General features: G+C 71.5%; 24 protein-coding genes. 7 read left to right on the top strand and 17 right to left on the bottom strand.

Translation table 11 applies throughout. The annotated features are described in order from the left end of the window. Positions 1 to 105: 105 nt before the first annotated feature. Together QSK15_RS14040 and QSK15_RS14045 are read right to left on the bottom strand one after the other, a co-directional pair. Positions 106 to 651: an LOG family protein gene (locus QSK15_RS14040; RefSeq protein WP_285794643.1), complete on the bottom strand. Its 546-nt coding sequence runs from the start codon at positions 649 to 651 to the stop codon at positions 106 to 108. Next, entirely contained in the window at positions 651 to 1,517 is an 867-nt protein-coding gene (locus QSK15_RS14045; protein WP_285794644.1) for an LOG family protein, read from the bottom strand. The genes QSK15_RS14040 and QSK15_RS14045 overlap by 1 nt, the downstream gene beginning before the upstream one ends. Before the next feature lie 153 nt (positions 1,518 to 1,670). Here QSK15_RS14045 and QSK15_RS14050 point away from each other — a divergent pair, with 153 nt between their 5' ends. Next, positions 1,671 to 1,838, top strand: a complete 168-nt coding sequence (locus tag QSK15_RS14050) for a hypothetical protein (RefSeq protein ID WP_285794645.1) — start codon at positions 1,671 to 1,673, stop codon at positions 1,836 to 1,838. A gap of 52 nt (positions 1,839 to 1,890) precedes the next feature. Here QSK15_RS14050 and dapE read toward each other — a convergent pair whose 3' ends face one another. Continuing rightward, positions 1,891 to 2,964, bottom strand: a complete 1,074-nt coding sequence (dapE, locus tag QSK15_RS14055; protein WP_285794646.1) for a succinyl-diaminopimelate desuccinylase — start codon at positions 2,962 to 2,964, stop codon at positions 1,891 to 1,893. A gap of 78 nt (positions 2,965 to 3,042) precedes the next feature. Between dapE and dapD the strand changes: the two genes are divergently transcribed. Then, positions 3,043 to 4,002, top strand: a complete 960-nt coding sequence (dapD, locus tag QSK15_RS14060) for a 2,3,4,5-tetrahydropyridine-2,6-dicarboxylate N-succinyltransferase (protein ID WP_112640841.1) — start codon at positions 3,043 to 3,045, stop codon at positions 4,000 to 4,002. Positions 4,003 to 4,052: 50 nt separating this feature from the next. Here the strand turns inward: dapD and QSK15_RS14065 are convergent, their stop codons facing one another. Next, entirely contained in the window at positions 4,053 to 7,376 is a 3,324-nt protein-coding gene (locus tag QSK15_RS14065; RefSeq protein ID WP_285794647.1) for a S8 family serine peptidase, read from the bottom strand. A 174-nt stretch (positions 7,377 to 7,550) separates the two neighbouring features. Here QSK15_RS14065 and QSK15_RS14070 point away from each other — a divergent pair, with 174 nt between their 5' ends. Together QSK15_RS14070 and QSK15_RS14075 are read left to right on the top strand one after the other, a co-directional pair. After that, entirely contained in the window at positions 7,551 to 8,108 is a 558-nt protein-coding gene (locus QSK15_RS14070) for a sugar O-acetyltransferase (RefSeq protein ID WP_285794648.1), read from the top strand. A 45-nt stretch (positions 8,109 to 8,153) separates the two neighbouring features. Further along, positions 8,154 to 8,792 (top strand): dihydrofolate reductase family protein, encoded by a 639-nt coding sequence (locus QSK15_RS14075; RefSeq protein ID WP_285794649.1) that lies wholly within the window; start codon positions 8,154 to 8,156, stop codon positions 8,790 to 8,792. A 20-nt stretch (positions 8,793 to 8,812) separates the two neighbouring features. Here the strand turns inward: QSK15_RS14075 and QSK15_RS14080 are convergent, their stop codons facing one another. The 5 genes from QSK15_RS14080 to fdxA form a co-directional block, all read right to left on the bottom strand. After that, positions 8,813 to 9,460 carry a nucleoside/nucleotide kinase family protein gene (locus QSK15_RS14080; RefSeq protein WP_285794650.1) on the bottom strand — a complete coding sequence of 216 codons (648 nt, stop codon included), beginning with the start codon at positions 9,458 to 9,460 and terminating at the stop codon, positions 8,813 to 8,815. Beyond that, positions 9,460 to 10,110: an SIMPL domain-containing protein gene (locus QSK15_RS14085; RefSeq protein WP_285794651.1), complete on the bottom strand. Its 651-nt coding sequence runs from the start codon at positions 10,108 to 10,110 to the stop codon at positions 9,460 to 9,462. The genes QSK15_RS14080 and QSK15_RS14085 overlap by 1 nt, the downstream gene beginning before the upstream one ends. Positions 10,111 to 10,120: 10 nt before the next feature. Next, positions 10,121 to 11,140, bottom strand: a complete 1,020-nt coding sequence (locus QSK15_RS14090) for a prephenate dehydrogenase (RefSeq protein WP_285794652.1) — start codon at positions 11,138 to 11,140, stop codon at positions 10,121 to 10,123. Positions 11,141 to 11,274: 134 nt separating this feature from the next. Beyond that, on the bottom strand, positions 11,275 to 12,378 hold the full coding sequence (gene dapC / locus QSK15_RS14095) for a succinyldiaminopimelate transaminase (RefSeq protein WP_285795120.1): 1,104 nt from the start codon (positions 12,376 to 12,378) through the stop codon (positions 11,275 to 11,277). Further along, a complete protein-coding gene (fdxA, locus tag QSK15_RS14100; RefSeq protein WP_007464872.1) occupies positions 12,375 to 12,701 on the bottom strand; it encodes a ferredoxin in 327 nt (108 codons plus the stop codon). Before fdxA ends, dapC begins: the two co-directional genes overlap by 4 nt. Before the next feature lie 79 nt (positions 12,702 to 12,780). On the opposite strand from fdxA, the gene QSK15_RS14105 reads away from it, so the two are divergent. Then, entirely contained in the window at positions 12,781 to 13,866 is a 1,086-nt protein-coding gene (locus QSK15_RS14105; RefSeq protein WP_285794653.1) for a GNAT family N-acetyltransferase, read from the top strand. A gap of 140 nt (positions 13,867 to 14,006) precedes the next feature. Here QSK15_RS14105 and QSK15_RS14110 read toward each other — a convergent pair whose 3' ends face one another. The 3 genes from QSK15_RS14110 to mshB form a co-directional block, all read right to left on the bottom strand. Beyond that, entirely contained in the window at positions 14,007 to 14,471 is a 465-nt protein-coding gene (locus tag QSK15_RS14110) for a hypothetical protein (RefSeq protein ID WP_285795121.1), read from the bottom strand. A gap of 104 nt (positions 14,472 to 14,575) precedes the next feature. After that, positions 14,576 to 15,034 (bottom strand): hypothetical protein, encoded by a 459-nt coding sequence (locus tag QSK15_RS14115; protein WP_285794654.1) that lies wholly within the window; start codon positions 15,032 to 15,034, stop codon positions 14,576 to 14,578. Continuing rightward, entirely contained in the window at positions 15,031 to 15,957 is a 927-nt protein-coding gene (gene mshB / locus QSK15_RS14120) for an N-acetyl-1-D-myo-inositol-2-amino-2-deoxy-alpha-D-glucopyranoside deacetylase (RefSeq protein ID WP_285794655.1), read from the bottom strand. The genes QSK15_RS14115 and mshB overlap by 4 nt, the downstream gene beginning before the upstream one ends. An 86-nt stretch (positions 15,958 to 16,043) precedes the next feature. Here mshB and QSK15_RS14125 point away from each other — a divergent pair, with 86 nt between their 5' ends. Further along, positions 16,044 to 18,188, top strand: a complete 2,145-nt coding sequence (locus QSK15_RS14125) for a S9 family peptidase (RefSeq protein WP_285794656.1) — start codon at positions 16,044 to 16,046, stop codon at positions 18,186 to 18,188. Between the two features lie 9 nt (positions 18,189 to 18,197). On the opposite strand, the gene QSK15_RS14130 is transcribed toward QSK15_RS14125, so the two are convergent. Both QSK15_RS14130 and QSK15_RS14135 read right to left on the bottom strand, forming a co-directional pair. After that, a complete protein-coding gene (locus QSK15_RS14130; protein ID WP_352232179.1) occupies positions 18,198 to 18,611 on the bottom strand; it encodes a nuclear transport factor 2 family protein in 414 nt (137 codons plus the stop codon). A gap of 224 nt (positions 18,612 to 18,835) precedes the next feature. Continuing rightward, the gene (locus tag QSK15_RS14135; protein WP_285794658.1) at positions 18,836 to 19,234 is read right to left on the bottom strand and encodes a winged helix-turn-helix transcriptional regulator; all 399 of its coding nucleotides are present in this window, start codon (positions 19,232 to 19,234) and stop codon (positions 18,836 to 18,838) included. A 104-nt stretch (positions 19,235 to 19,338) separates the two neighbouring features. On the opposite strand from QSK15_RS14135, the gene QSK15_RS14140 reads away from it, so the two are divergent. Next, a complete protein-coding gene (locus QSK15_RS14140) occupies positions 19,339 to 20,241 on the top strand; it encodes an NADP-dependent oxidoreductase (RefSeq protein WP_285794659.1) in 903 nt (300 codons plus the stop codon). An 83-nt stretch (positions 20,242 to 20,324) separates the two neighbouring features. On the opposite strand, the gene QSK15_RS14145 is transcribed toward QSK15_RS14140, so the two are convergent. The 3 genes from QSK15_RS14145 to QSK15_RS14155 all read right to left on the bottom strand — a co-directional run bounded on the left by QSK15_RS14145 (position 20,325) and on the right by QSK15_RS14155 (position 24,227). Further along, positions 20,325 to 21,194, bottom strand: a complete 870-nt coding sequence (locus tag QSK15_RS14145; protein WP_285794660.1) for an AraC family transcriptional regulator — start codon at positions 21,192 to 21,194, stop codon at positions 20,325 to 20,327. 157 nt (positions 21,195 to 21,351) lie between these two features. Continuing rightward, positions 21,352 to 23,094: an ABC transporter substrate-binding protein gene (locus QSK15_RS14150; RefSeq protein WP_285794661.1), complete on the bottom strand. Its 1,743-nt coding sequence runs from the start codon at positions 23,092 to 23,094 to the stop codon at positions 21,352 to 21,354. 146 nt (positions 23,095 to 23,240) lie between these two features. Next, positions 23,241 to 24,227 (bottom strand): ABC transporter permease, encoded by a 987-nt coding sequence (locus tag QSK15_RS14155; RefSeq protein WP_285794662.1) that lies wholly within the window; start codon positions 24,225 to 24,227, stop codon positions 23,241 to 23,243. Positions 24,228 to 24,231: the final 4 nt, after the last annotated feature.

Below are 24,231 nucleotides of genomic sequence, written 5' to 3' on the forward strand. Positions count from 1 at the left end.
ACCCACCTCGTCGATCATGAAGTTAGCGGCGCGACACGCCGACAGCGACGTCGATAACTTCATGATCACCGCGAGCGACCGGGGGCGGGGCCAGGGGGTGGGGGGTCAGGTTAGGTGGGATTCGAGGATGTCTACGGCCTCGGTGACGGTGGTGGTCACGGTCAGCAGGTCGCGGCCGGCGGGCTTCAGGAAGGTCTGGTCGGCCAGCGCGTCGAGCCAGTCCAACAGGGGGCGGTAGAACCCGTCGGTGTCGATCAGCACCATCGGCTTGGCGTGCAGGGCGAGGGTGGCGGTCGTCCAGACCTCGAACAACTCGTCCAGCGTGCCCAGGCCGCCGGGCAGGGTGAGGAAGGCGTCCGACTTGTCGATCATCACGGTCTTGCGGGCGGCCATCGAGTCGGTCACCAGCAGCTCGTCCGAGGCCAGGTCGGCGACCTCCAGATCGACCAGCGACTGCGGGATCACGCCGACGGTACGCCCACCAGCGGAGCGGGCGCCGTCGGCCACCGCGCCCATCATGCCGACGCAGCCACCGCCGCTGACCAGCGTGTGCCCGCGCCGGGCCAGCTCCGCACCGGTCTCGGCGGCCAGGTCCAACCACCGCTGGTCGAGCGTACGAGAGGAGGCGCAGAAGACGCAGATCGCCGCCATCAGTCGTGGTCCCGGGGCTGCTCGGTGGCCTGTTCAGCGGCGGCCCGCTGGTCCGCCCCGGTACGGGCGACGGCCTCCTCGCGGACCGCCTCCTGCTCGGCGGAGAGCACGGCCTCGGCCTCGACGATGTACCGGACCGCCTCGTTGACCTCGTCGGTGAGACAGATCAGGTCCAAGTCGACCGGCCCGATCTTGCCGGTGGCGGCCATCGTGTCGCGCAGCCAGTCCAGCAGGCCCTGCCAGTAGGCGACGCCCATCAGCACCACCGGGAACCGGGTGACCTTGCCGGTCTGCACCAGGGTGAGCGCCTCGAACAGCTCGTCCATGGTGCCGAACCCGCCGGGCAGCACGACGAACGCCTGGGCGTACTTGACGAACATCGTCTTGCGGGCGAAGAAGTAGCGGAAGTCGATGGCCAGGTCGACCCAGTCGTTGATGCCCTGCTCGAACGGAAGCTCGATGCCGAGGCCCACGGAGAGCCCACCGGCCTCGCTGGCGCCGCGGTTGGCAGCCTCCATCACTCCGGGGCCACCGCCGGTGATCACCGCGTAGCCGGCCCGGGCCAGCGCGCCGCCCAACTCCTCGGCCAACTGGCACTCGGCACTGTCCGGCGCGCTGCGCGCGGAGCCGAAGACACTGACCGCCGACGGCACGTCGGCGAGGGTGTCGAAGCCCTCGACGAACTCGGCGAGGATGCGCAGCGCGCGCCAGGCGTCCTTGGTCTTCCAGTCGCCACGCCCCCGCGAATCCAGCAGACGCTGGTCCGCAGTGCTGCTCGGGATCGCCCCCCTGCGCAGGGTGACCGCACCGCGATGCCGCTCCTGTCCGGGACCCCGACCGGCCTCCCGCCCGTTGCTCTGGCTCATGGAGCAACCGTAGTGGAGCAGCACCGGCCGGGTGCGCGGGGCGGCGACGCCGAGAAATAGTTCGCGATCAAGGGCAACTATTCGGCTTCCCCGTACGTCTTACTATTCACATACCGGGTATGCCCCGGCGCGCGCCTTCGGGGAGGAGCCAGCGTGATCAGCAACAGCGAGATGATCCGGATTCGTCGCCAGATGCAGCGACGGATCCGAGACGTGGTGGCCGAACGCCGCCGCACCCGTGACCTGACCCTCTCCCCCGCAGCTCCCGCACCGACCGGATCCGATCAAGAGGTTTGCGTCGCCGACAACGGGCCAGGCTGACGCAAACCTCTTGATCACCGGCGGGGCAAGGTGGGCGGGGGCGGGGCGTGCGTCAGGCCGGGGCCAGCCAGCGGTGCAGGGTTGCCGCGCCGTCGCGGATCTTGCTGATCTCGACGTGCTCGTCGGGGTGGTGGGCGAGATTCGGGTCGCCGGGGCCGAAGTTCAGCGCGGGGATGCCCATCGCCGCGAACCGGGCCACGTCCGTCCAGCCCAGCTTGCCGATCGGCGCGGCGCCGACCGCCGCCAGGAACTCCTTCGCGGGGGCCGCTTCGAGCCCGGGCGCGGCACCAGCAGCCGTGTCGGTGACCGTCACCTCGAAGCCGGCGAAGACCTCCCGCAGGTGCGCCTCTGCCTCGGCCGGAGTGCGGTCCGGCGCGAACCGGTAGTTGACCTCGACCTCGCAGTGGTCGGGGACAACGTTGCCGGCCACGCCGCCGTTGATCCGTACCGCGTTCATGCCCTCGCGGTAGTCGCAACCGTCGATCGTGACCCGGCGGGCCTCGTACGTCTGGAGGCGTCGCAGCACCTCACCGGCGGCGTGGATGGCGTTCACCCCGTGCCAGGAGCGCGCTGAGTGGGCGCGTACCCCGGTCGTGGTGACCACCGAGCGCATGGTGCCCTGGCAGCCCGCCTCGACGATGCCGTACGTCGGCTCCAGCAGCACCGCGAAGTCCGCCTGCAACCACTCCGGGAACGCCTGGGCGACGAGGTTGAGGCCGTTGTACCGGGACTCGATCTCCTCGGCCTCGTAGAAGAAGTACGTCACGTCGTAGCGCGGCTCGGGCAGGGTGACCGCCAGGTGCAGCGCGTACGCGGTGCCGGACTTCATGTCGGAGGTGCCGCAGCCGTACATCAGGTCGCCGCGCATCGTCGACGGGAAGTTGTTGTTCAACGGCACCGTGTCGAGGTGCCCGGCCAGCACGACACGCTGCGACCGACCGAGGTCGGTGCGCGCCATCACCGTGTTGCCGTGCCGGTGGGTGGTCAGGTGCGGTACGCCCCGCAGCACCTCCTCGACACAGTCGGCGATCGCCTTCTCGTTCAGGGACACGGACTCTATGTCGACCAGAGCGCGGGTCAGCTGCACCGGATCGGCGAGGACCTCGGGGGTCAGCGGGTTCTCCATGGTTCGCACGGTACCTTCAGGTCTGTCAGTGCGAGGAGCGAGCCGAGGTCAGCCCGGCCGTGACCGAGAGGTGTAACAGTGACGTCCGCAGATTCCGCCTGGGGCATCGGCCTGGCTACGGTCACCGCAGACGAGCAGGTGCTCGACACCTGGTACCCGACCGGCAAGCTGGGCCTGGGCGAGCTGCCGCTGGTCGCCGGCGAGGACAAGGCGGACGTGCTCGACCTGCCGCCGGCCGCGCTCGGCGACCGGTCCCTGCCCGGTCTGCGTACCGTGCAGGTGGTCACCGTGATCGGCTCGCTGGACGACCCGATCAAGGACGCGTCCGACGCGTACCTCCGGTTGCACCTGCTCTCGCACCGCCTGGTGCGACCCAACCAGCTCAACCTGGACGGCATCTTCGGCAAGCTGGCCAACGTGGCCTGGACGTCCGCCGGGCCGTGCCCCCCGGAGCGGGTGGACGAGCTGCGGGTGATCGAGCGGGCCGCCGGCCGGCACCTGTCGGTGTACGGGGTGGACAAGTTCCCCCGGATGACCGACTACGTGGTGCCGTCCGGGGTGCGGATCGCCGACGCCGACCGGGTCCGCCTGGGCGCACACCTGGCGGCCGGCACCACCGTGATGCACGAGGGCTTCGTCAACTTCAACGCCGGCACCGTGGGCACCTCGATGGTCGAGGGGCGGATCGTGCAGGGCGTGCTGGTCGGCGACGGCTCCGACATCGGCGGTGGCGCCTCCATCATGGGCACCCTCTCCGGCGGCGGCACCGACAAGATCAGCATCGGTGAGCGGAGTCTGGTCGGCGCGAACGCCGGCGTCGGCATCTCGCTCGGCGACGACTGTGTGGTCGAGGCCGGCTGCTACATCACCGCCGCGTCGAAGATCACGCTCCCCGACGGCCGGGTCGTCAAGGCCCGGGAGCTGTCCGGCGTCGACGGGCTGCTGTTCTGGCGCAACTCGGTCACCGGCGGGCTGGAGGCCCGGCCGCGCACCGGCCGGGGCATCGAGCTGAACGCCGCCCTGCACGCCAACGACTGACGACCCGCCGGGTCCGCGGCGCTCGGCCGCGGACCCGGACGGGGTACGCCTCAGCGCAACCGGTACGCCTGGATGACCCGTTGGGTCACCGTGTTACCGGCGGTGTCCCGGGCGGTGGCCCGCAACGACACGTGGCCGGTGCCGGCCGGATGCCGCAACACTGCCGACCAGGCGTCGGTCGAGGTGCGGACCAGCTTCGCCCTGCCCCAGGTCTTCCCGCCGTCGTACGAGACGTCGACGGTGAGCTTCTCCACCCGGGCGGTCGGCGCGCCCGGCTGCCGCTGCACCCGGACCGGGACGACGAAGCCCTGACCGGCCGGAGCGCTGTTGTCGACCCGCAGCGGCGGCGCGAAGCGCACCACCGACAGGGGCAGTCGGGCCGGCGTGTCACCGGCGACGTGCCGCGACCGGAAGGTCCAGCTGGTCTCCACCTCGGTGCTCAGGTCGGTGAAGCTGCGCTTCGCCGACGTGACGAGCCGGTAGTCCGCCTTGCCCGGTGGCACTGTGAACTCTCCGTAGCCGGCGTACTCGCTCTCGCCGACCAGCTTGCCGTTGCGCCAGAGCGTGGTCTGCGCGCTGTCGTTCAGTGAGCCGCCCGGGTGCCCGGCCGCGTCGCTGTGGATCGGCACGTCGACCACTATCGTGTCGCCGTCGCGGGTGACGCTCTGGTGCGGCCAGCGCGGCTTCGGGAACGACGGTCCGTACGGGCCCTGGTTCCAGATCTCCTGCACCGTCCGCCCGGCCCGGTACGCGGTGGGAACGGAGAAGAGCACCGTCTGCGGGTTCAACCAGCCCTCGTCGTCCACCGTCCCGAAGGCGACCTCGGACTCCCACGTCACCCCCTTGGTGTTGTAGTGCTCGACCCGCTGGCCGGGCACGGCGGTGGGCAGGATCAGGGCGGAGCCGCCGACGTTGTACTCCAGCACGGGGTACACGATCCGCTCGGCCTGCATGCCCGGGTAGCCGCCACGGAACCGGTGCACGACGGTTGCCAGGTCCCGTCGGGTGTAGTCGCGGACGAACCCGGTCGGCATCCGGCCAGGGATCGCCTCGGCCAGCGCGTACAGGTATGGGCTGTTGGTCGGGTCTGGCGTGGTCCACTGGCTGCTGACGGTGGCGACGAACCGGTCGGCGGGGCTCGGCTTGCCGAGCTGACCGCTGGTCAGGTCGGCGAACGTCTCGGCCCAGAGCCCGACGGTGTACGCGCTGCCGTCGTCGGCGGTGAAGTTGCCGCTGACGTCGATCAGGAGCGGAACGGCGGTCCGGTCCGGAACTGTCGTCCGCACCGGCTTGCCCCTGCGGGCGTCCACCACGATCCGGGTGTCCCGCTCGACTGTCACCTCGGGCTGCGCCAACAGGGACATCCCGCGCGGCTCATCCTCCGGGCCGGGCTCGAAGACCAGACCACTGAGGCCGTAGCGCCCCTTGGGCACCCGCACGCTGGCCACCCCGTCGGAGCTGACGACGTCCCAGGCGCCGAAGGTGTCCATCCCGAGCAGCAGGGTCCAGTGGTCGGCGGTGCGCTCACCGGCCCGGTTCAGGTGCTCCACCGTCAGCGTGTAGCTCTCCACCTCCCGGTTCACCGCCAACGGGGTGACCGCGACCGCCGTCCCGGACCGGGCCACGATCCGCCCGGTCCAGTAGCCGTCGGCGTCGCCGAGGCGGGTGTCGGAGGTGACGGTCGTGGCGGCCGTGCCGCCGGCCGGCACGGTGAGTTGGTTGGCACCCAACTGGAACAGTCCGGCCGGCAGCGTGCGACCGTCGGGGCCGGCGCCCTCGACGCTCAGCTCCAGGGTGACCGCTGCCGGACCGTCGTTGCGCCAGGTCACCGTGCGGGTGATCGGCGCGTCGTCATCGTGCGGCCAGAGCGCACGCCCGAACGAGACGCTCACCGGGTCGGTGGTGACCTGCTGGGCGATCGCGTGCGCGACGTCGACCCGGCCGGCTCCCTGCTGGTAGGCGGTCTGCTCCGGGTGCGGCTTGGCGGCGGCCATCAGGGTGGCCTTGATCCGGTCGGCCCGCCATCCCGGGTGTTGCTGGGCCAGCAGCGCGGCCGACCCGGCCACGTGCGGGGTGGCCATCGAGGTGCCGGAGATGGTGACGTAACGGTCGTCGACCGGCTCGCCGATGAAGCCGTTGGCGGACCGGGCGGCGACGATGTCGACGCCGGGCGCGGTGATGTCCGGCTTCAACGCGTCGTCGCCGACCCGGGGACCCCGGCTGGAGAAGTCGGCCAGTTCGTCGTCCCGGTCCACCGCGCCCACGGCGAGCCCGGCGTCGGCGCTGGCCGGGGAGCCCACCGAGCCGTCCGAGCCGTCGTTGCCGGCGGCGAGGACGAAGAGGGTGCCGGTCTGGGCGGTCAGCGTCTGCACGGCCTCCTCCAGCGGGTCCACCTCGGGGGTGTCCCAGCCGCTGAGGCTCATGTTGACCACGGCGGCCTTCTTTTCGACAGCGGCCCACTGCATGCCGGCGAGGATCGCCGAGTCGCTGCAGCCGGCGTCCTCACAGACCTTGCCGTCCAGCAGCGTCGCGTCGGGCGCCACACCCCGGTACTTGCCGCCGGAGGCCGCGCCGCTGCCCGCGATGGTCGAGGCCACGTGGGTGCCGTGGCCGACCGTGTCCCGAGCGTCGGTGGCCTCGGTGAAGTTGCGCGCCTCGGCCACCTTGCCGGCCAGGTCGGGGTGGGTCGCGTCGACGCCGGTGTCCAGCACCGCGACGGACACTCCCGCGCCGGTGAACCCGGCCGCCCAGGCGGCGGGCGCGCCGATCTGCGGCACGCTGTGGTCGAGGGTCACCCGTCGACGGCCGTCCAGCCAGATCCGTTCGACGCCCCCTGCCGCGTCGAGCCGGGCCCCGGCGGGACCGGTGGTCACCGTCTCCCAGACCGCGCCCAGGGAGGACTTGTCACTGCTCAGGGCGGCGCCGCGGATGACCGGCAGGTCGCGGGTCAGCCGGGTGCCGGGCAGCGCGGCCGGGGCACGTCGGGCGGCACCCGTCGAGCCGTACGTCACCAGGAGCGGCAGGGTGTCGCGGTGGGCGTCGTCGTAACCCGCCTCGACCAGCCCGGTGACGTCGAAGAGTCGCCGGTCCACCCGGCCCGAGCGCAGCAACGGCAGCGCGTCCGTCGGCGTCACCGAGAGGCGTCCGCGCTCGCGCCGGACGAGGAACTGCACGCTCTCCCGGCCGGCGCCGGGCCGGACCGCGGCGCCGGAAGCGGTGACGGTGACCCGGTCACCGGTGATCAGCGTGACGGTGGTCGAGCGGTTGGCGGTGGGTCCACCCGGCGTGGCCTGTTGGCCGGTGCCGCCGGGTGGGGCGGGCGCGGCGGGCGCGGCTGAGGCGGAAGCCGGCGCGGAGAGCGCCAGCGTGAGCACGAGACCGAGGGCAGCCAATCTTCTTGCCTGATGCAACGGATCCTCCTGGTCAAGCGTCTTTGATACATGGGAGTCGCATTGACAACCCACAATTGCATACTGGGTATGCAAAAAGAAGTACAAAAAATGACGGACCCGCCACGAGCCGACGAACCGGGCCGGCATGATCGGGCGGTGACCTCCATGAAGGACAAGATGCTCGCCGGCGAGCCATACCTGGCCGACGATCCGGACATCGTCGCCGACCTGGCCCGGGCCGCCCGGCTGATGGAGCGCTTCAACACCAGTCCCGCCGACGACCCCCAGGCCCGGATCGCGGCGCTGCGGGACCTCCTCGGCGAACTGGGCGAGGACACCTGGATCCGCCCGCCGTTCTACTGCGACTACGGCTGGCAGATCCGCATCGGCCCGCGCAGCTTCGTCAACTACAACGCCGTCTTCCTCGACGTCGGTCGGATCACCCTCGGCGCAGACGTCCAGGTCGGCCCGAACGTGCAACTGCTCACCCCGACACACCCGGTCGAGCCCGGCCCGCGACGGGACAAGTGGGAGGCGGCCCGACCGATCACCATCGGCGACAACGTGTGGCTCGGCGGTGGCGCGATCGTGCTGGCCGGCGTGACGATCGGCGCGAACACCGTCGTCGGGGCGGGCGCCGTGGTCACCCGGGACCTGCCCGCCAACGTCGTGGCGGTCGGCAACCCCGCCCGGCCCGTCCGTCAGCTCGACTAGGGTGCGCCATCGAGGCCTAACTCGATCGGGGACACGGAGGACCGCATGGGCACGATCCACATCGACCTGTTCGCGACACTCGACCTGGTCGCCCAGGCACCGGGCGGCCCCGAGGAGGACCCCGAAGGCTTCCCCTACGGAGGTTGGCAGGCACCCCTGTTCGACGAGACCGGTGGCCGCCAGGTGATGGACGGCATGCGGGGCATGGACGCGCTGCTCCTGGGCCGCCGGACCTACGACATCTTCGCCTCGTACTGGCCGCACCAGGCCGACGGCGTCGACGGCGGAATCGCCACCCTGTTCAACAGCATCCCGAAGTACGTCGCCTCACGCGGCAACCCGGATCTGGGCTGGGAGGGCTCCACACACCTCGGTCCCGACCTGGCCACCGCCGTCCGGGCGGTGCGGGACAAGCACGAGAAGGTCCACGTGATCGGCAGCCTGAACCTGGTGCAGACGCTCCTGCACGAGCGTCTCTTCGACCAGCTCAACCTGTGGATCTTCCCCATCGTGCTGGGCGTCGGCAAGAAGGTGTTCGACGGCGGCGCGGTCCCCGCGAACCTGACCCTGCTCGAACCGCCAGCCACCTCCGGAAAGGGCGCGGTGCTCCTGCGGTACGGCCTCGCCGCCGGGACGCCCGGCACCGGGGACATGAGCCGCCCGGGACGCGGCGTCGAGCAGTAGCGCGCCCGGCTCGCCCCCGGTCAGGCCGGCGAGGGCTCCGACAGGCGGACCACCAGGTCGGCCCGGTCGGCGGTGGGAGTGATCAGGGCCGCGTTCGACTCGTCGCTGCCCAGCGCCCACGCCCGCGCCTGCTCCGGGGACCTACCGAACGCCTCGTGCCGGGCGGTCAGCCGGCGGTGCCGCACCTCGGCCTCCAGGTCGAGAAACCACGCCTCGTGCAGCAGCGGTCGGATCTCCTGCCAGGGGAAATCCGGCAACAACAGGTAGTTGCCCTCGGTCACCACCAGCCGGACCGAGGGCAGCACCTCGATGGCGCCGGCCACCGGCTCCTCCAACTCCCGGCGGAACTCCGGGGCGTAGACCGACGTCGGCTCCAACCGGTGCAACCGGCGCAGCAGCGAGACGTACCCGTTGACGTCGAAGGTGTCCACCGCACCCTTGCGGTCGGCGCGGCCCAGGCGGACCAGCTGCGCCTGCGCCAGATGGAAGCCGTCCATCGGCACCAGACAGGCGGCCGACCCGACCTCGGCGACGATCCGTTCCGCCAGGGTGGACTTCCCGGCCCCCGGCGCACCGGCGATGCCGAGCAGTTGTCGCGGGCCCGCCTCGGCAAGCGCCAACGCCCGCGCCACCAGCTCGTCGACGGAGAGCACCCGGGCCGGCGGCATCAGCCCAGAACCGGGTCGCTGATGGTGAACCGCGCCCGAACGGCCGCCTGCACGGTCTGCGGCTGCGGGTCCAGCTCAAGCTCCGGCGGGCCGCCGCCCGCGTCGCCGCCCCCGGCGAAGGCCGCACGGGCGAACATCGGCCGGTCGGCGGGGCCCGCGTCGGCCAGCTCGATCAACGAGGTGACCTGCGCGCCCAGCGCCTCCGCGTACTCCCGGGCGCGCAGCAGCGCGTCGCTGATCGCGGCGTGCCGGGCCGCACGATGGGCAGGGCTGTCGGGCCGGAGCTCCCACCACGGGCCGGCCACCTCGACCTGGTCCTGGTCGGCGAGCCGGAGCATCAGCTCACCCAGCGCGGTGAAGTCGGTGACGGTGACGGTGGTGGTGACACTGCCGTGCCAGGCGACCACCCGCTCGCCCGAGCGCCGGGTCTCCGGTCGCACCCGCAGGTCACCGGTCTCGCGCCGGGCCACCGCCGGCCCGGAGCCGTCCAACAGCACGCGGACCGCTGCGGCCCGCTCGGCCAACCGGGTCAGCGTCGCCTCCCGGTCCCGGTCGCGGGCTGTCGCGGTGACCGCGAACCGGGCCAGCTCGGGCGGCACCTCCTGGTACGCCTCGCCGCGCACCTGCACCACCGGACCGTCCACCGCCATGCCCCTCAGCCTAGTCAGCCACGGGACGCCGCGCCGTGTAGGAGACAGTGTCCGCGTCGACGTGCAGGCGGCTCAGATGGCCGCCGCTCACCCCCAGCTCCCGCAGCCAGGACACCTCCGCGGCGTGGTCACCACCGGCCGGGAACCGCCTGTCGTCCGCGTCGAACCGCCGGTCGCGCAGCGCCGCGCGGGCGGCGCGCGCCTCGTCGTACCGCGCGGTGAGCCCGGCAGCGTCGTCGGCGCGCAGCGCGGTGGTCAGGTCCTCCAGGAACGTGGTGACCTCGGCCAGCTCCCGCAGCACCCGGTCCCGGTTGCCCAGCAGCATGTTGGCGGTCCGGTCGGCCGGGGTCCCGGCGACCCGGGTGCCGTCGGAGAAGCTGCCGGCGGCGAGCGCGAGTATCGCGTCGCGCAGTGGTGCGCGCTGCACCGCACCGGCCAGCGCGCCGGCGAGCAGGTGCGGCACGTGTGAGGCGAGCGCGGCGGCCGAGTCGTGCTCAGTGGCCGACATCGGCACCACCCGGGCCCCGAAGTGCTCCACCAGCAGCGCGGCCAGCCAGCGGAACGCGGTGATCGCCGGCCCGGGGGCCGGACAGAGCACCCAGGCCGCGCCGGTGAGCAGGTCCGCCCGCGCGGCGGTCAGGCCGGCCCGGTCGGTGCCCGCCATCGGGTGGCCGGGCACGAACCGGTGCGTCAGTCCCTGCGCGGCGGCGAACGCCGCCACCTGTTCCTTGGTGCTGCCGACGTCGGTCAGCACACACCGCTCGCCGGTCATCGCCGCCACCTCGACCAGCGTCGACGGCAGGGTGGGCAGCGGACCGCACAGAAAGACCACGTCCCGGTCGGCCACCGCGTCGACCAGCCGGTCCGGCGCGGGTACGCCCGCCCGTCGGGTTTCCCGCCGGGTGGCGTCGTCCGGGTCCCACCCGACCACGTCGATGCCGGCGGCCACCAGCCGGAGCAGCACCGAGCCACCAATCAGGCCGGTGCCGACCACCGCCGCCCGCACCCGCGCACCTGGCCTGTCCACCATCCGCACACCTCGATGTTCCTGCTGGGCTCGTGGCGCCGCGACGGCCCCGATCAGGTCCGGCGCCGAGGATATCGGTCGGCCCCGGCTGGTCGTCGCCGCGAACCCGTGGACGGGCTCGACGGCCCGGACCGCGATCAGGCCAGGCGCGCGGCGACGGCGGCGACGTGCTCGTCGGACTCGGTCAGGGCGACGCGGACATACTGCCCGGCCGTCGGGCCGTAGAAGACGCCGGCGGCGACCAGGATGCCGCGTCGGGCCAGCCAGTCGACCGTCTCCCAGCAGTCCTCACCTCTGGTCAGCCAGAGGTACAGGCCCGCCTCCGAGTGCTCGACGGTGAACCCGGCACCGGTGAACGCCGCGGTGAGCACCTCCCGCCGGGCGCGGTAACGCTCCCGCTGCTCCTCGGCGTGTCGCTCGTCCTCCAGCGCCGCCACCATGGCCGCCTGCACCGGCGCGGGAACGATCATGCCGGCGTGCTTGCGCACCTTGAGCAGCTCGGCGACGAGCGCCGGGTCGCCGGCCACGAACCCGGCCCGGTAGCCGGCGAGGTTGGACCTCTTGGAGAGCGAGTGCAGAGCCAGCACCCCGGCATAGCTGCCCCCGCTGACCTGCGGAGACAGCACCGAAACCGGGTCGGCCGACCAGCCCAGGGGCAGGTAGCACTCGTCGCTCGCGACGACAGCGCCCCGCTCGCGGGCCCAGTCGACCACCTTGCGCAGGTGCGCTGCGGGCAGCACCCGCCCGGTCGGGTTGCCGGGCGAGTTGACCCAGACCAACCGGACCCGCGGGGTCGGCCCCAGCGAGGTGAGCGAGTCGGTACGGACGACGGTGGCGCCGGCCAGCCGGGCACCGTCCTCGTAGGTGGGGTACGCGATCGACGGCACCACCACCACGTCCCCCGGGCCGATCCCGAGCAGCGTGGGAAGCCAGGCCACCAGCTCCTTCGAGCCGATGGTCGGCAGCACACCGAGACCGTCGACGCCAGCACCACAGGCCCGGGACACCCACGCCGCGATGGCGGCCCGCAACGCCGGGGTGCCGGCGGTCAGCGGGTAGCCGGGAGCGTCGGATGCGTCAGCCAACGCCCGCCGGATCACCTCGGGCACCGGGTCGACCGGCGTACCCATGGAGAGGTTGATCAGGCCCTCCGGATGCGCCGCGGCCAGCGTGGCCGCGGCGTCCAGGGTGTCCCAGGTGAACTCGGGCAGCCGCGACGAGACCGGCGCGGGCCGGTTCAGTGGCCCTCGCCGCGCGGCGGCTGCGCGGCGACGAAGGTGGCGTCCTTCTCCACCTTACCGATCTTCGAGGCACCACCGGGCGAGCCCAGGTCCTCGAAGAACTCGTAGTTCGCGCCGGTGTAGTCCTTCCACTGCTCCGGGACGTCGTCCTCGTAGAAGATCGCCTCCACGGGGCAGACGGGCTCACAGGCACCACAGTCGACGCACTCGTCGGGGTGGATGTAGAGCATCCGGTTGCCCTCGTAAATGCAGTCGACCGGGCACTCCTCGATGCATGCCTTGTCGAGCACATCTACGCACGGCTCGGCGATGATGTAGGTCACCGGTCTTCTCCTCCGCAAGACTCGCCGCGATCTCCCGCGACGGTAAGAGCCTAGTATCTCGCCGGGGAGGGGGTCGATCGTGCTCCGACAGCAGGATGTGGGACACCGAATCGTGGTCCGCCGGATTGTGGGGATTCGCGAGGGCCGCCCGCTATTCTCCGACGCTCTCGGCGAGCTGGTCGAGCTGAGCGAGACTCATCTCACGCTGGCCACCGCGCAGGGGCAGCTCCGGGTTCCGGTGGCGCAGGTCCACCGGGCCAAGCGCGTACCGCCGACCCGTCGGCCGACGGCCGCCGCGGTGGTGGCGCTGGAGCGGGCCGCCGACGAGGCCTGGCCGGCACCGACCCGGGGCCGGCTGGGTGACTGGCTGCTCCGGTCGGCCGAGGGCTGGACCGGGCGCGCCAACTCGGCACTGCCGATCGGCGATCCGGACCGGCCGCTGGCCGCCGCTGTCGACGCCGTGCAGCGCTGGTACGCCGAACTGGGCCAACCCGCGCTGATCAACACGCCGCTGCCGCTCGCCGCCCCGGTCGGCACCGAACTGGACGCTCGCGGCTGGGGCACCCGCCCACCGACGCTGGTACAGACCGCACCGCTCCCCCGGCTCGCGTCGGCCTCCGACGACCAGCAGGGCGGCACGGCCGCCGACCAGGGCGACGCCAGGGGCGCACCGGACGATACTGCCGACCCCGCCTCCGGCACACCGGGCGCCGCCTCTCGGATCGACGCCGCCCCCGGTGCGCGAGCCGGCGGGAGCAGTGCGGTCGTCGAGCTGGTCGCCGCGCCGAGCGACGAGTGGCTGGCCATCGCCGCCGGGCGCAAGGGCGGCCTGCCGGACGCCGCCCGGCACGTCCTCACCGCAGTGGACCAGGTCCGCTTCGCCCACGTGTACGCCGACGGCACCCTGGTGGCGATCGGCCGCGGCGCGGTGACCGGCCAGGGGCGCTGGCTGGGCCTCAGCCTGATCGAAGTGCTGCCGGTGGCCCGCCGACAGGGACTGGCTCGCCGTGTGATCAACGAACTGGCCGGCTGGGGGGCTTCCGGCGGCGCGACGCACGCCTTTCTCCAGGTCGAGCAGCGCAACGAAGCGGCGGTCGCGCTCTACCAGCGGCTCGGGTTCGTCACCCACCACACCTACCTGACCCGGGTCGCCCCGGGCAGGTGATCGACTCGACTTTCAGCAAGTCGCGGCATTCCGGCGCCCGGGACACCCCAACTTCACGAAAACCGAGTTGATCAAGCTTCGGGGCGTGGGACGGACCGCCGGACGGGCCGAGGCTGGCGCGGGTCGAGCGGGGCCGGTGGTCAGCGGCGCACGACCCGGCGCGGCTTGGCGGCCTTGACCTCCGCGTACCGCTTGAGCTGCTGAGAGCGGTAGTCACGGCCGAGCGCGGTGAGCACCAGGTAACCGACCAGCACCCCCGCGCCGGTGGCGAGCAGGTAGAGCCAGATCTGGGCGAAGAACGTCCCCGCGCCACCGGCGAACGGGTTGTGACCGACCAGCAGAGGCCCGACCAGCACTGTCAACACCATCGCCACCGGCACCACGAGGGCCATGTCAGCCGACCAGTCCGCCAGCGGCCGGCGACGGCCCCAGCGGAAGGCGACCACGGCGAGGATCAGCCCGATCACCGCGAACATCGTCAGCGACACCCGGTCAGCGGCGGTGTCGTCACCGTCGAAGCCGAACTCGGTGATCAGTCGGGCGACCACGTTGACCGCGAACAACGCTGCTACGAGCACCCCGATGTCACGCCACCGCTTGTCCATCGCCGGACCCTCCTGCCGTACGCCCCGTCGTGGGGTTCGCATCCCTGGCAGGAATATCTACCACCCTTACCTGGGATCCGTCATCAGCCGGCAACAGCCCGACGTCAGCCACCGAGCACGGGCGGCTGCGGGGCGAGAATCTGCCGGAAACCCATCACCGCGAACGTCATCGCGCCCGCCACGATCATGGCCAGCCCGACCCAGTTGTCGCCGGCCAGCAGCAGGTCGCCCTCGCTGGTCCGGATGGCGGCGACCGCCATCAGCGCGAACCACGGCACCGCCGGCAACGCCACCGCCCAGCGACGGCCGACCGCCTCGTGCGCGAACCAGCTCAACGCGATGTTGGCGCCGATGGCGAGGAGCACCGACACACCGATGAGTTGCCCGCCGACGCGGACCGTGGCGAGCAGCAGCTCCAGCACGCCGGTCACCACCCCGGCGACGGCCACGACGATCGCACCAACCAGCCGCAGGCCCAGGTCCACCAGTCGCGGCGGTGGCCCCGCCGGGGGCGGGGCTTCCTGGTCGTCCACGACCGTCACCGGTGCGGCCGGCAGCGTCACCGCAGACCCGCCGCCGCGACCGGGGAACGGTCCGGGGCGGGCTCCGCGGGCAGGCCGGCGAACAGGTCGTCCTCCCAGCCGTACGGCCCGGCGCCCGGCCCCTTCTCGCCGACCGCGAGGGTGAAGAACTCCACACCCATGAACTCGCCGCCGAAGTTGCCGGCGATCGAGTAGAGCCAGGAGTTGGCCGGGATCTGGGTGGCGTGCGCCCGCATCGCGGCCTCCTTGGCCAGGTGCTGGTCGGTGCCGTCGATCCGGGCGGCGATCTGGGCGTCCGGAGTGCCGAAAGGCAGGTCGGCGATGTCCTCGATGCCGCCGAACGGGTTGTCGGACGACTCGGCGAAGTGCGCCATGCCGGCTTCCAGGACGCTGAGCGGCATGGCCGTCCAGTAGACCTTCGCCGGGGCGCAGCCCTGCGCGGCGGCCAGCTCGACGGCGCGCATGGCCACCCGGTGCGCCTGGATGTGGTCGGGGTGGCCGTAGAAGCCGTTCGGGTCGTACGTGACGAGCACCTGCGGGCGTACCTCCCGCATGATCTCCACGAGATGCCCGGCGGCCTCGTCGAGGTCGGCCTGCCAGAAGGCCCGGGGGTGCTCGTTGGTCGCGAGCCCCATCATCCCGGAGTCGCGGTAGCGGCCGGCGCCGCCCAGGAAACGGTGGTCGCGCACGCCGAGCGCGGCACACGCGGCAGCCAGCTCGGTGATGCGGTACCCGCCGAGCTGGTCGGCCTCGGCGGCGGCGAGCTGGGCCAACGCGGGCACGTGGATCTCGCCTTCCTCGCCGAGCGTGCAGGTCACCAGCGTGACGTGCGCGCCTGCGGCGGCGTAGTGGGCCATCGTCGAGCCGGTGCCGATCGACTCGTCATCGGGGTGCGCGTGGACCAGCAGCAGGCGGCGGTCGGGCAGCATCGTCACGACGGTCACTCTAACTGGCAGTTCTCCCCGGCCGAGGCTGACGCGTCCGCCCAGGTCGGCCACATCACCTCCGCTGCGGCTCTACGATTTGGCGTGTGGACTTTCCGGAGCTGGCCGCCCGCACCCGCCGGTTCAGCCACGGCGCGCCACGCGCTGTCTCGGTGGCTGAGGACGGCTCCCGGGTGATCTTCCTGCGCTCCGCCGGCCCCGAGGATCCGGCGGACGCGCTCTGGCTGCTGGACGTGAGCACCGGCGAGGAGCGGCTGGTCGCCGATCCGGCGACCCTGCTGGGCGAGGGCGGGGACGTCCGGTCCCTCTCCCCCGGCGAACGGGCGCTGCGCGAGAGGCTGCGGCTCAGCGCCGCCGGCATCGGCTCGTACGCGTTGGACGCCGCCGGCCGGGTTGCGGTGTTCGCGCTGGCCGGGCGGCTGTTCCGGGCCGACCTGGTGCACGGCGACGTGGTGGAGGTGACGGCCGTCGGCCCGGTGCTGGACCCCCGTCCGGATCCGAGCGGGCAACGGCTGGCGTACGTGACCGACGCGGCCGACGGTGTGCGTCGGGGTGAGCTGCGGGTGATCGACAGCGACGGCACCGACACCCTGCTGGCCGGCGAGGACGCCGGGGTGAGCTGGGGGTTGGCCGAGCACATCGCGGCGGAGGAGTTCGGCCGGTACCGGGGGTACTGGTGGGCCCCGGACGGCCGCATGGTGCTCGCCGCCCGGGTCGACGAGTCCCGCCTGGAGCGGTGGCACCTGCACGATCCGGCGCAGCCGGCGAGCCCGCCGACGGCTGTGGCGTACCCCCGGGCCGGTGGGCCGAACGCGGAGGTCAGCCTGCATTTGCTGGACCTGGACGACGGCTGGGTCGACGTGCACTGGGACCGGGAGACCTACCCGTACCTGACGGGGGTCAGCTGGGGTGAGGGCAGCCCGTTGATCACCGTGCTGCGCCGCTCGCAGCAGCACGGGCTGGTGCTGGCCGTGGACCCACGAACGGGTGAGACGCAGGTGCACGCCGAGCTGGCCGACCCGCGCTGGGTCGAACCGATCGCCGGCACCCCCGCCCACCTGCCGGACGGCCGGGTGCTGGTCGGTGGGGAGCTGGCCCACGACGGGTACGACGCCCGGTGCCTGTTCGCGGACGGCACCCTGCTGACCCCGCCGTCGCTGTACGTGCGGCGGGTGGTGGGGCGGCTGCCGGCTGCCGCCGGCCCGGCCGACCTGCTGGTGGAGGCGAGCGACGGCGAGCCGAGCGAACGGCACCTGTTCCGGGTCCGCACCACCATCGGCGGTGGGGTGGACGCGCGCCGGCTCACCACCGACTCCGGCTGGTACACCGCCGCGGTGGGCGGGGACGTGGTGGCCGTCGGCGTCGCGTCACTGGACCATGCCGGGGTGCGCTGGACGGTCCGCCGCGGCAACGAGGAGATCGCCGAACTGCAGTCGTTCGCCGCCACCCCGCCGTACTCCCCACTTCCGCTGCTGGAACGGGTGACTGATCGACGGTTGCCGGCTGCGGTGCTCTACCCGGACAACCACGTGACAGGCCGGCGGCTGCCGGTGCTGCTGGACATCTACGGCGGCCCGGGGCACCAGGAGGTCGTGGCGGCGCGGGCCGCGTGGTTGGAACGGCAGTGGTGGGCCGACGCCGGGTTTGCGGTGGTCACCATCGACAACCGGGGTACGCCGGGCGTCGCGCCGTCGTTCGAGAAGGCGATCCACCGACGGGTCGCCGACGTGATCCTGACCGACCAGATCGACGCGCTGACCGCGCTCGCCGGCAAGCACCCGGATCTGGACCTGGGTCGGGTGGGGGTGCGCGGTTGGTCGTTCGGCGGATGGCTGGCCGGGTTGGCGGTGCTGCGCCACCCGGAGCTGTTCCGGTGCGGGATCGCGGGTGCCCCGGTGACCGACTGGGCGTTGTACGACACCGCGTACACCGAGCGTTATCTGGGGTTGCCGGAAGACGGCATGGACATCTACGCGCACCACTCGCTGGTCGAGTTGGCCGGCGAACCGGTCACCGGCCCGGACCAGGCCCGCCCGTTGCTGCTGGTGCACGGCATGGCGGACGACAACGTGGTGGCCGCGCACACGCTGCGGCTCTCCGCGGCCCTGCTGAACGCCGGTCGGCCGCACGCCGTGCTGCCGTTGACCGGGGCCACCCACATGGCTTCCAATGGCACCGCCGAGCGGCTACTCCCCTTGGAACTGGATTTCCTCCGCACCCACCTGCTGTGATGGCCACGATCACCAACGCTCCACGAGGTGTTCCCGGCCCGGCGGCGGATCGTACGGCTCGGGCCAGTAGTCGATGATCTTGCTGATCAGCCCATGCTCGGACATCTCGAGCCAGACACACGCGTCCTGCTGCTCGACGCCAACACGAACGTCGAGCCACAGGGCAGCGAGGCGGCCATCGGCGATCACCCGTCGCGGCCGGAGGTGCCAGTCGCCGGGATATTCGGTGTTGAACCGCAGGAACGCGTCCTTGCCGCGAATCCGCTCCCGGGTCTGCGGCATCTCGTAGACCACATCGTCGGTGAGCAGCGCGGCCAACCCGGACCAGTCGCGGCGCTCCAAAAGATCAACGTAGGCGTGGGCGGCCCGCCGGGCCGTCGAGGTGTCATCCACGGCGCGGACCCTAGCCGTCACCAACGACAATTTGGCAAGCCGTCGCTGTATCAACGGCCCTACCCGGCCGACCTCCGGTGACGCCGTGGCCGTGGCCGTAGCCGTAGCCGTAGCCGTAGCCGTAGATCTTGGACAGTTTCCGTTAGCGTGGAACGGAAACTGTCCAAGATCTCTTGTTCGCGCAGCGGCAAGTCGCGGTGATCACACCAGCAACTCCGGGCGGACACGGTGCGGCGAACTCGATGTCGCTGGTTTCAGGGGCGTGCGTCGTACCGGGTCCGGGCGTCGAAGACGCGGTCCATGTGCGTCTCCGCCCAGTTTTTGATCGCGACCATGACCGGGAACAGTTCATGGCCGAGCGGGGTGAGCTCGTAGTCGACGCGGACCGGCACCGAGGCGGTCACCGTTCGGGTGACCAGGCCGTCGCGCTCCAGGGTGCGCAGGGTCTGGGTGAGCATCTTCTGGCTGACGCCGGCGATGCGGTGGGCGAGCTCGCCGTGCCGCTGCGGGCCGTCGGCGAGCGCGGGGATCACCAGGGCGACCCACTTGTCAGTGAGCCTGCTCAGCAGCTCACGGGTCGGGCACTGGTCCAGGAACGCGTCATAGTCGCGTTTGGCCTGCTCACGGCGTTGCGCCGCCGATGTCGTCGCCATCAATTCCCCTCCGGTGCCCTAGGCACTTTACGGTACCTACTTACTCACAGTGCCGACGATTCGTACGGTCGTGGTGATCAGAAAATGCCACGAAGGAGACGGCGATGCGCGCAGTCAGCTATGCACAGTTCGGAGGGCCTGAGGTCCTGCACGTGGCCGAGGTGCCGGTGCCCGAGCCCGGGCCCGGGCAGGTGCGGGTGCGGGTCGCGGCGTCGGTGATACATCCGGTCGATCTGATGATCCGCTCCGGTCGGTTCCCGGCCCCGTTGCCGACCGGCCTGCCGTACACGCCCGGCTGGGACGTGGCCGGCAGCGTCGACGCGGTCGGCCCGTCGGTCGACGGGTTCACGATCGGCGACGAGGTCATCGGCTTCTCGCCGTGGCTACAGACCACCGTCGGCACCCACGCCGAATACGTGGTCCTCGACGCCGCCTGGCTGACCTCCGCGCCCGCCGGCGTCCCCGCCACCGAGGCGGCGACCCTGCCGACCAATGGCCTCACCGCCGCCCAGGCTCTCGACCTGCTCGCGCTCCCCGGGAACTCGACAGTGCTCGTCACCGGCGCCGCCGGGCAGGTCGGTGGGTTCGCTCTGGCGCTGGCCCGGGCGGCCGGTCTGCGCGCCACCGGGCTCGCCGGACCCGGCGACCGCGAGTTCGTCGAGTCGCTGGGCGCGGCGTTCCTGTCGCGCACCGACGACCCGACCGGGACGTTCGACGCGGTCATCGACCTGGCGGTGATCGGTGCCTCGCTGCTGGACCTCGTTCGGGACGGCGGTGGGTACGTGGCCGCGTCACCCCCACTTCGCCCGGAGCCGGTACGCGGAATCCGGACCTTCGCGCTGGAGGTGCAACCGGACGGATCCCGGCTGGGCGAGTTGGTCAAACTCGTCACCAACGGCGACATCCCGCTCCGGGTCGCTGACGTGTTCCCCTTCGCCGACGCGGCGGCCGCCCACGACCGACTGGCTCGAGGTGGTGTGCGCGGCGGCGTGGTGATCGTCCCCTGACGTCCCCACCCGACGGTCATGGCCGGGGTGCGGAGGGCGACGAGTTCTGCCTTCCGCACCCCGGCCTGGGCCGGACTCTCAGGTCACGCCGGCTCGATGGGCAACCACAGTTCGCAGGTCGCGGTGCTGAAGTCGTCAGCGCGTTCGAGGATGGCGACCATCGAGGGGCCCGGCCGCAGCCGCCACGGGTTGGACGGGAACCACTCGCTCGCGGTCGCCGCCCAGGTGCTCTGCAGCGCCTGCGGATAAGGTCCGGCGGTCCGGAAGACCGCCCACTGGCCCGCCGGCACCTCGATGGCGTCCAGGTCGTCGGGGACCGGGGCGTCCCGGGACACCGCGACCCCGTGCAGGTAGGTCAGTTCGGTGCCCTCGGTGGCCTCGGCGTCGACGTCGGCGCTGACCTGCAGCAGCCCGGCGGGCTCGGTGTCGCTGAGCGCCTTGAGCCGGAGATGCTCCTGCGGTGCCAGCCCGGCGATGTGCTGCTGGATGTGCGGGTTGATGCCCTGGTGGATGAGTGGTACCCGGGCGGCGTGTCCGACGAGCCGGAACGCGGGCCGGTCGGCGATACGGGTGTCCATGGGGGTGCTCCCTTCGACGGTCAGGCGGAACCTGAGCTGCGGTTGTGTGCGAAGGGGGCCTCCGTCGCGGCGTACGTCACCGGGGCTGACACCGTGGACCGCCCGGAACGCCCGCCCGAACGCCTCGGTCGAGCCGTATCCGTGCCGGACGGCGATGCCCAGCAGATCGTCCTCGCCCCGAACGACGTCGGCGGCGGCGACGGTCATGCGGCGTCGGCGCACGTACTCGGACAGCGGCATGCCGGCCAACGAGGAGAACATCCGGCGCAGGTGGTACTCGGTGGTGCCGAGCGTCCTGGCCACCGCATTGACGTCGAACTCCTCGGCGAGGTGCTCTTCGAGCAGGTCGACAAGCTTGTTGAGTGCCGCGATCACGAGGCCTCCTTTCGACGTCAAGCCTGACCGAAGGACCCTGCCCCGCACCCGACCGTAGCGGTCCGATCCGATCAGGGGCGCGGCTTCCCGGACGACGACAGGGGCCCCCTCCCGACGGCGTTGTCGGAAGGGGACCCCTGAACTTCTGCGCTGTGCCTTACGGCTTGACGTACGCGTTCACGAACGCCGGGTAGCCGAAGACGCTGGAGATGAAGACTCCGCCGGCCTTGGACCCGTGCACGTTGTACGCCACGTCCACGTAGAGCGGCACCACCGGCGCGTGCTCCTTCATGATCCGCTCGTCGAGCTTGGCCCACTCCGGGCCCTGGTCGGCCGGGGCGAGCGCCAGGATTCGGTCCATCTCGGCGTTGACGGCCGGGTCGTTGAAGTACGACTGGTTGCTGTTGCCCTCGGCCTTGATGGTGCGGCCGTCGTAGAGCACCGGCAGGATCGACGCCCCGCTCGGCCAGTCCGCCGCCCAGTTACCGATGTACAGGTCCCAGGGGTTGTTCTTCTTCTTGATCTCGTCGAGCTTGGCGTCGTCGGAGATGTTCCGCAGCGTGATCTTGAAGCCGGCCCGCTCCAGGTTGGCCTTGAGCTGTGCGCCCTGCTGCTGCTCGGTGGAGTTGTCCGCGACGCCGAGGACCAACTCCGGCGTCTTTCCGCCGAGCAGTTCCTTGGCCTTGTCGACGTTGCCGTTGGGCCCGGCCGGGTACGCCTCGTACGCCTTGTAGCCGATGGTCGCCGACGGCATCAGCGTGGTCAGCGGTGCGGCGACGTTCTGGCCGCCGAGCACCTTGATCATGCCTTCACGGTCGATGGCGTAGTTGAGCGCCTGCCGGACCTTGAGGTCGGTGACCCGCTGGTTGTTGATGACCAACTGGTTGGCGCTCGGGGTCGGCGAGAGGATCGTCCGGGACTTGAGCGCGGCGTCTCCGGCCACCTTGGCGACCAGCGAGGCGGGCACGGTGTTGAACGCCAGTGCGCTCTGGTCGGCGCCGTTGTCGGCGATCACCCGGTTGTTGGCGGCGTCCGCGGTCGGCCCGAAGGTCCAGACGAACCGGTCCGGGTACTGGTGGCGCACCGGGTCGGTGTTGGCGTCCCAGTTCGGGTTGCGCTCCAGGGTGAGCTGGACGCCCACCTGGTTCTCGGCGACCCTGTACGGGCCGGAGGAGAACGGCTGCTTGTCCACGTTGATGCCGGTGTCCTTGTCGGCGGGCAGCGGCGCGGTGGTCGGCAGCGAGGCGGCGAACGGCAGGTCGCAGCGGGGCTTGGCGAACTCGAAGCGCAGCGTCTTGGCGTCCGGCGTGGAGAGGCCGGGCGGCAGCGACGTCTTGTTCTTCTTGAAGTCCCACTTGGTGTCGAACTGCGCGGTGTCGGCCAGCCACTCCTGGATGTAGGTGGGGCCGCCCGAGAGGTCGGGGTCGAAGGACCGGGCGATGCCGTACGCGATCTCCTTGGCGGTGATCGGCCGGCCGTCCTCGAACTTCACCCCGTCCTTGATGGTGAATTCCCAGACCTTGCAGTCGTTGTTGACGTTCTTGCCCGGGTTCTCGGCCAGGTCACCCACCAGGACCAGGCCACCCTTGCCGTCGTCCTTCCAGGTGGTCAGGTAGCGGGACCAGAGCGGGTTGGCCATGAGACCGGCGAACGAGTACGTCCGCTGCGGGTCGAGGTGGGAGATCGGCGATTCCCGGATGACGGTGAAGGTGCCACCCTTCGCGGCGCCGCTCACCTCGGCCGCCGGCCCCTGCGAGTCCTTGGGGTCGGTCGCGATGACCCCGGTCTGCTTCCGGTCGGTGTCCACCGTCGTGCCCTCGCCCGTGTTCTTCGAGCACGCACCCAGTGCCACAACCAGAGCGATCGCGCCGCCTGCGGCAACCGCCACGCGTGGTCGCATGAAGTACCTCCTTCAGCCATGTGCCGTGCGGTTTCGTCGGGGCGAGAACCGCCGACGTCCCGAGGATCGTAAGGAAGAAAACCTACGAGTTGTGTAACAGTTGTCGATAAATTTCGCCATCCGTCGGCGCGGCGGGCACCGTGGGGTCAGCGCAGCCGGACCCGGGGGTCGATGGCCGCGTAGAGCAGATCCACCAACACGTTCGCCAGGACGACGAAGACGGCCGCGATCAGCACGGTGGCCATGATGGTGGGCAGGTCGCCGGAGCGCACCGCGTCCACCGCCGTACGCCCCAACCCCTGGATGCCGAACGTCGTCTCGGTGATCACCGTCCCGCCCAGCGCCCCGCCCACGTCCAACCCGGCGATCGTCACCACCGGGGTGATCGCCGCGCGCAGCGCGTGCCGCCCGTACACGGTGGGTTTGGCCAGGCCCTTGGCCCGCGCGGTCCGGACGAAGTCCTCCGACAGCGTCTCCAGCATCTGCGCCCGGGACAACCGGGCGTAGATGGCCGAGAACAGGAACGCCAGCGACACCCAGGCGAGCGCCAGCCCACTGGCCCACTTCACCGGGTTGTCGAACAGTGACGTGTAGCTGGGCACCGGCAGCAGCCGCAGGTTGTAGACGAAGACCATCAGCAGCACCGCGCCCACGAAGTACAGCTGCAACGACGCGCCGGTCAACGAGAAGCCGATGGCGGCCCGGTCCAGCCAGGTGCCCCGACGCAGCGCGGAGATCATGCCGAGTCCGACACCGAGCAGCAACCACAGGATCGCCGCCGGGATCACGATGCTCAGCGTCACCGGCAGCACCCGGGCGATGGTGTCCGAGACGGCCTCGTTGGTGACGTACGACCAGCCCAGGCAGGGCGCGTCGCACCGACCACCCTGGGCGCTGCCCAGGTCCCGGCCGGTCACGATGCCCTTCATGTAACCGGCGTACTGGCTGATCAGCGGGTCGTTGAGACCCAGGTCGTCGCGGACCCGTTCCAACCGCTCCGGGTTGCAGTTCTTCGAGCAGATGCTGCTCACCGGGTCGCGCGGCAGGGCGAAGAACATCAGGAAGGTCAACACGCTCACCGCGAACAGGGTCAGCGTGGCCGAGAAGAGCCGCTTGAGCAGGAACCGCGCCATGGGG

The sequence above is a fragment of the Micromonospora sp. NBRC 107095 genome, assembly GCF_030269705.1.
GTDB classification, from domain to species: Bacteria; Actinomycetota; Actinomycetes; order Mycobacteriales; family Micromonosporaceae; genus Micromonospora; species Micromonospora parva.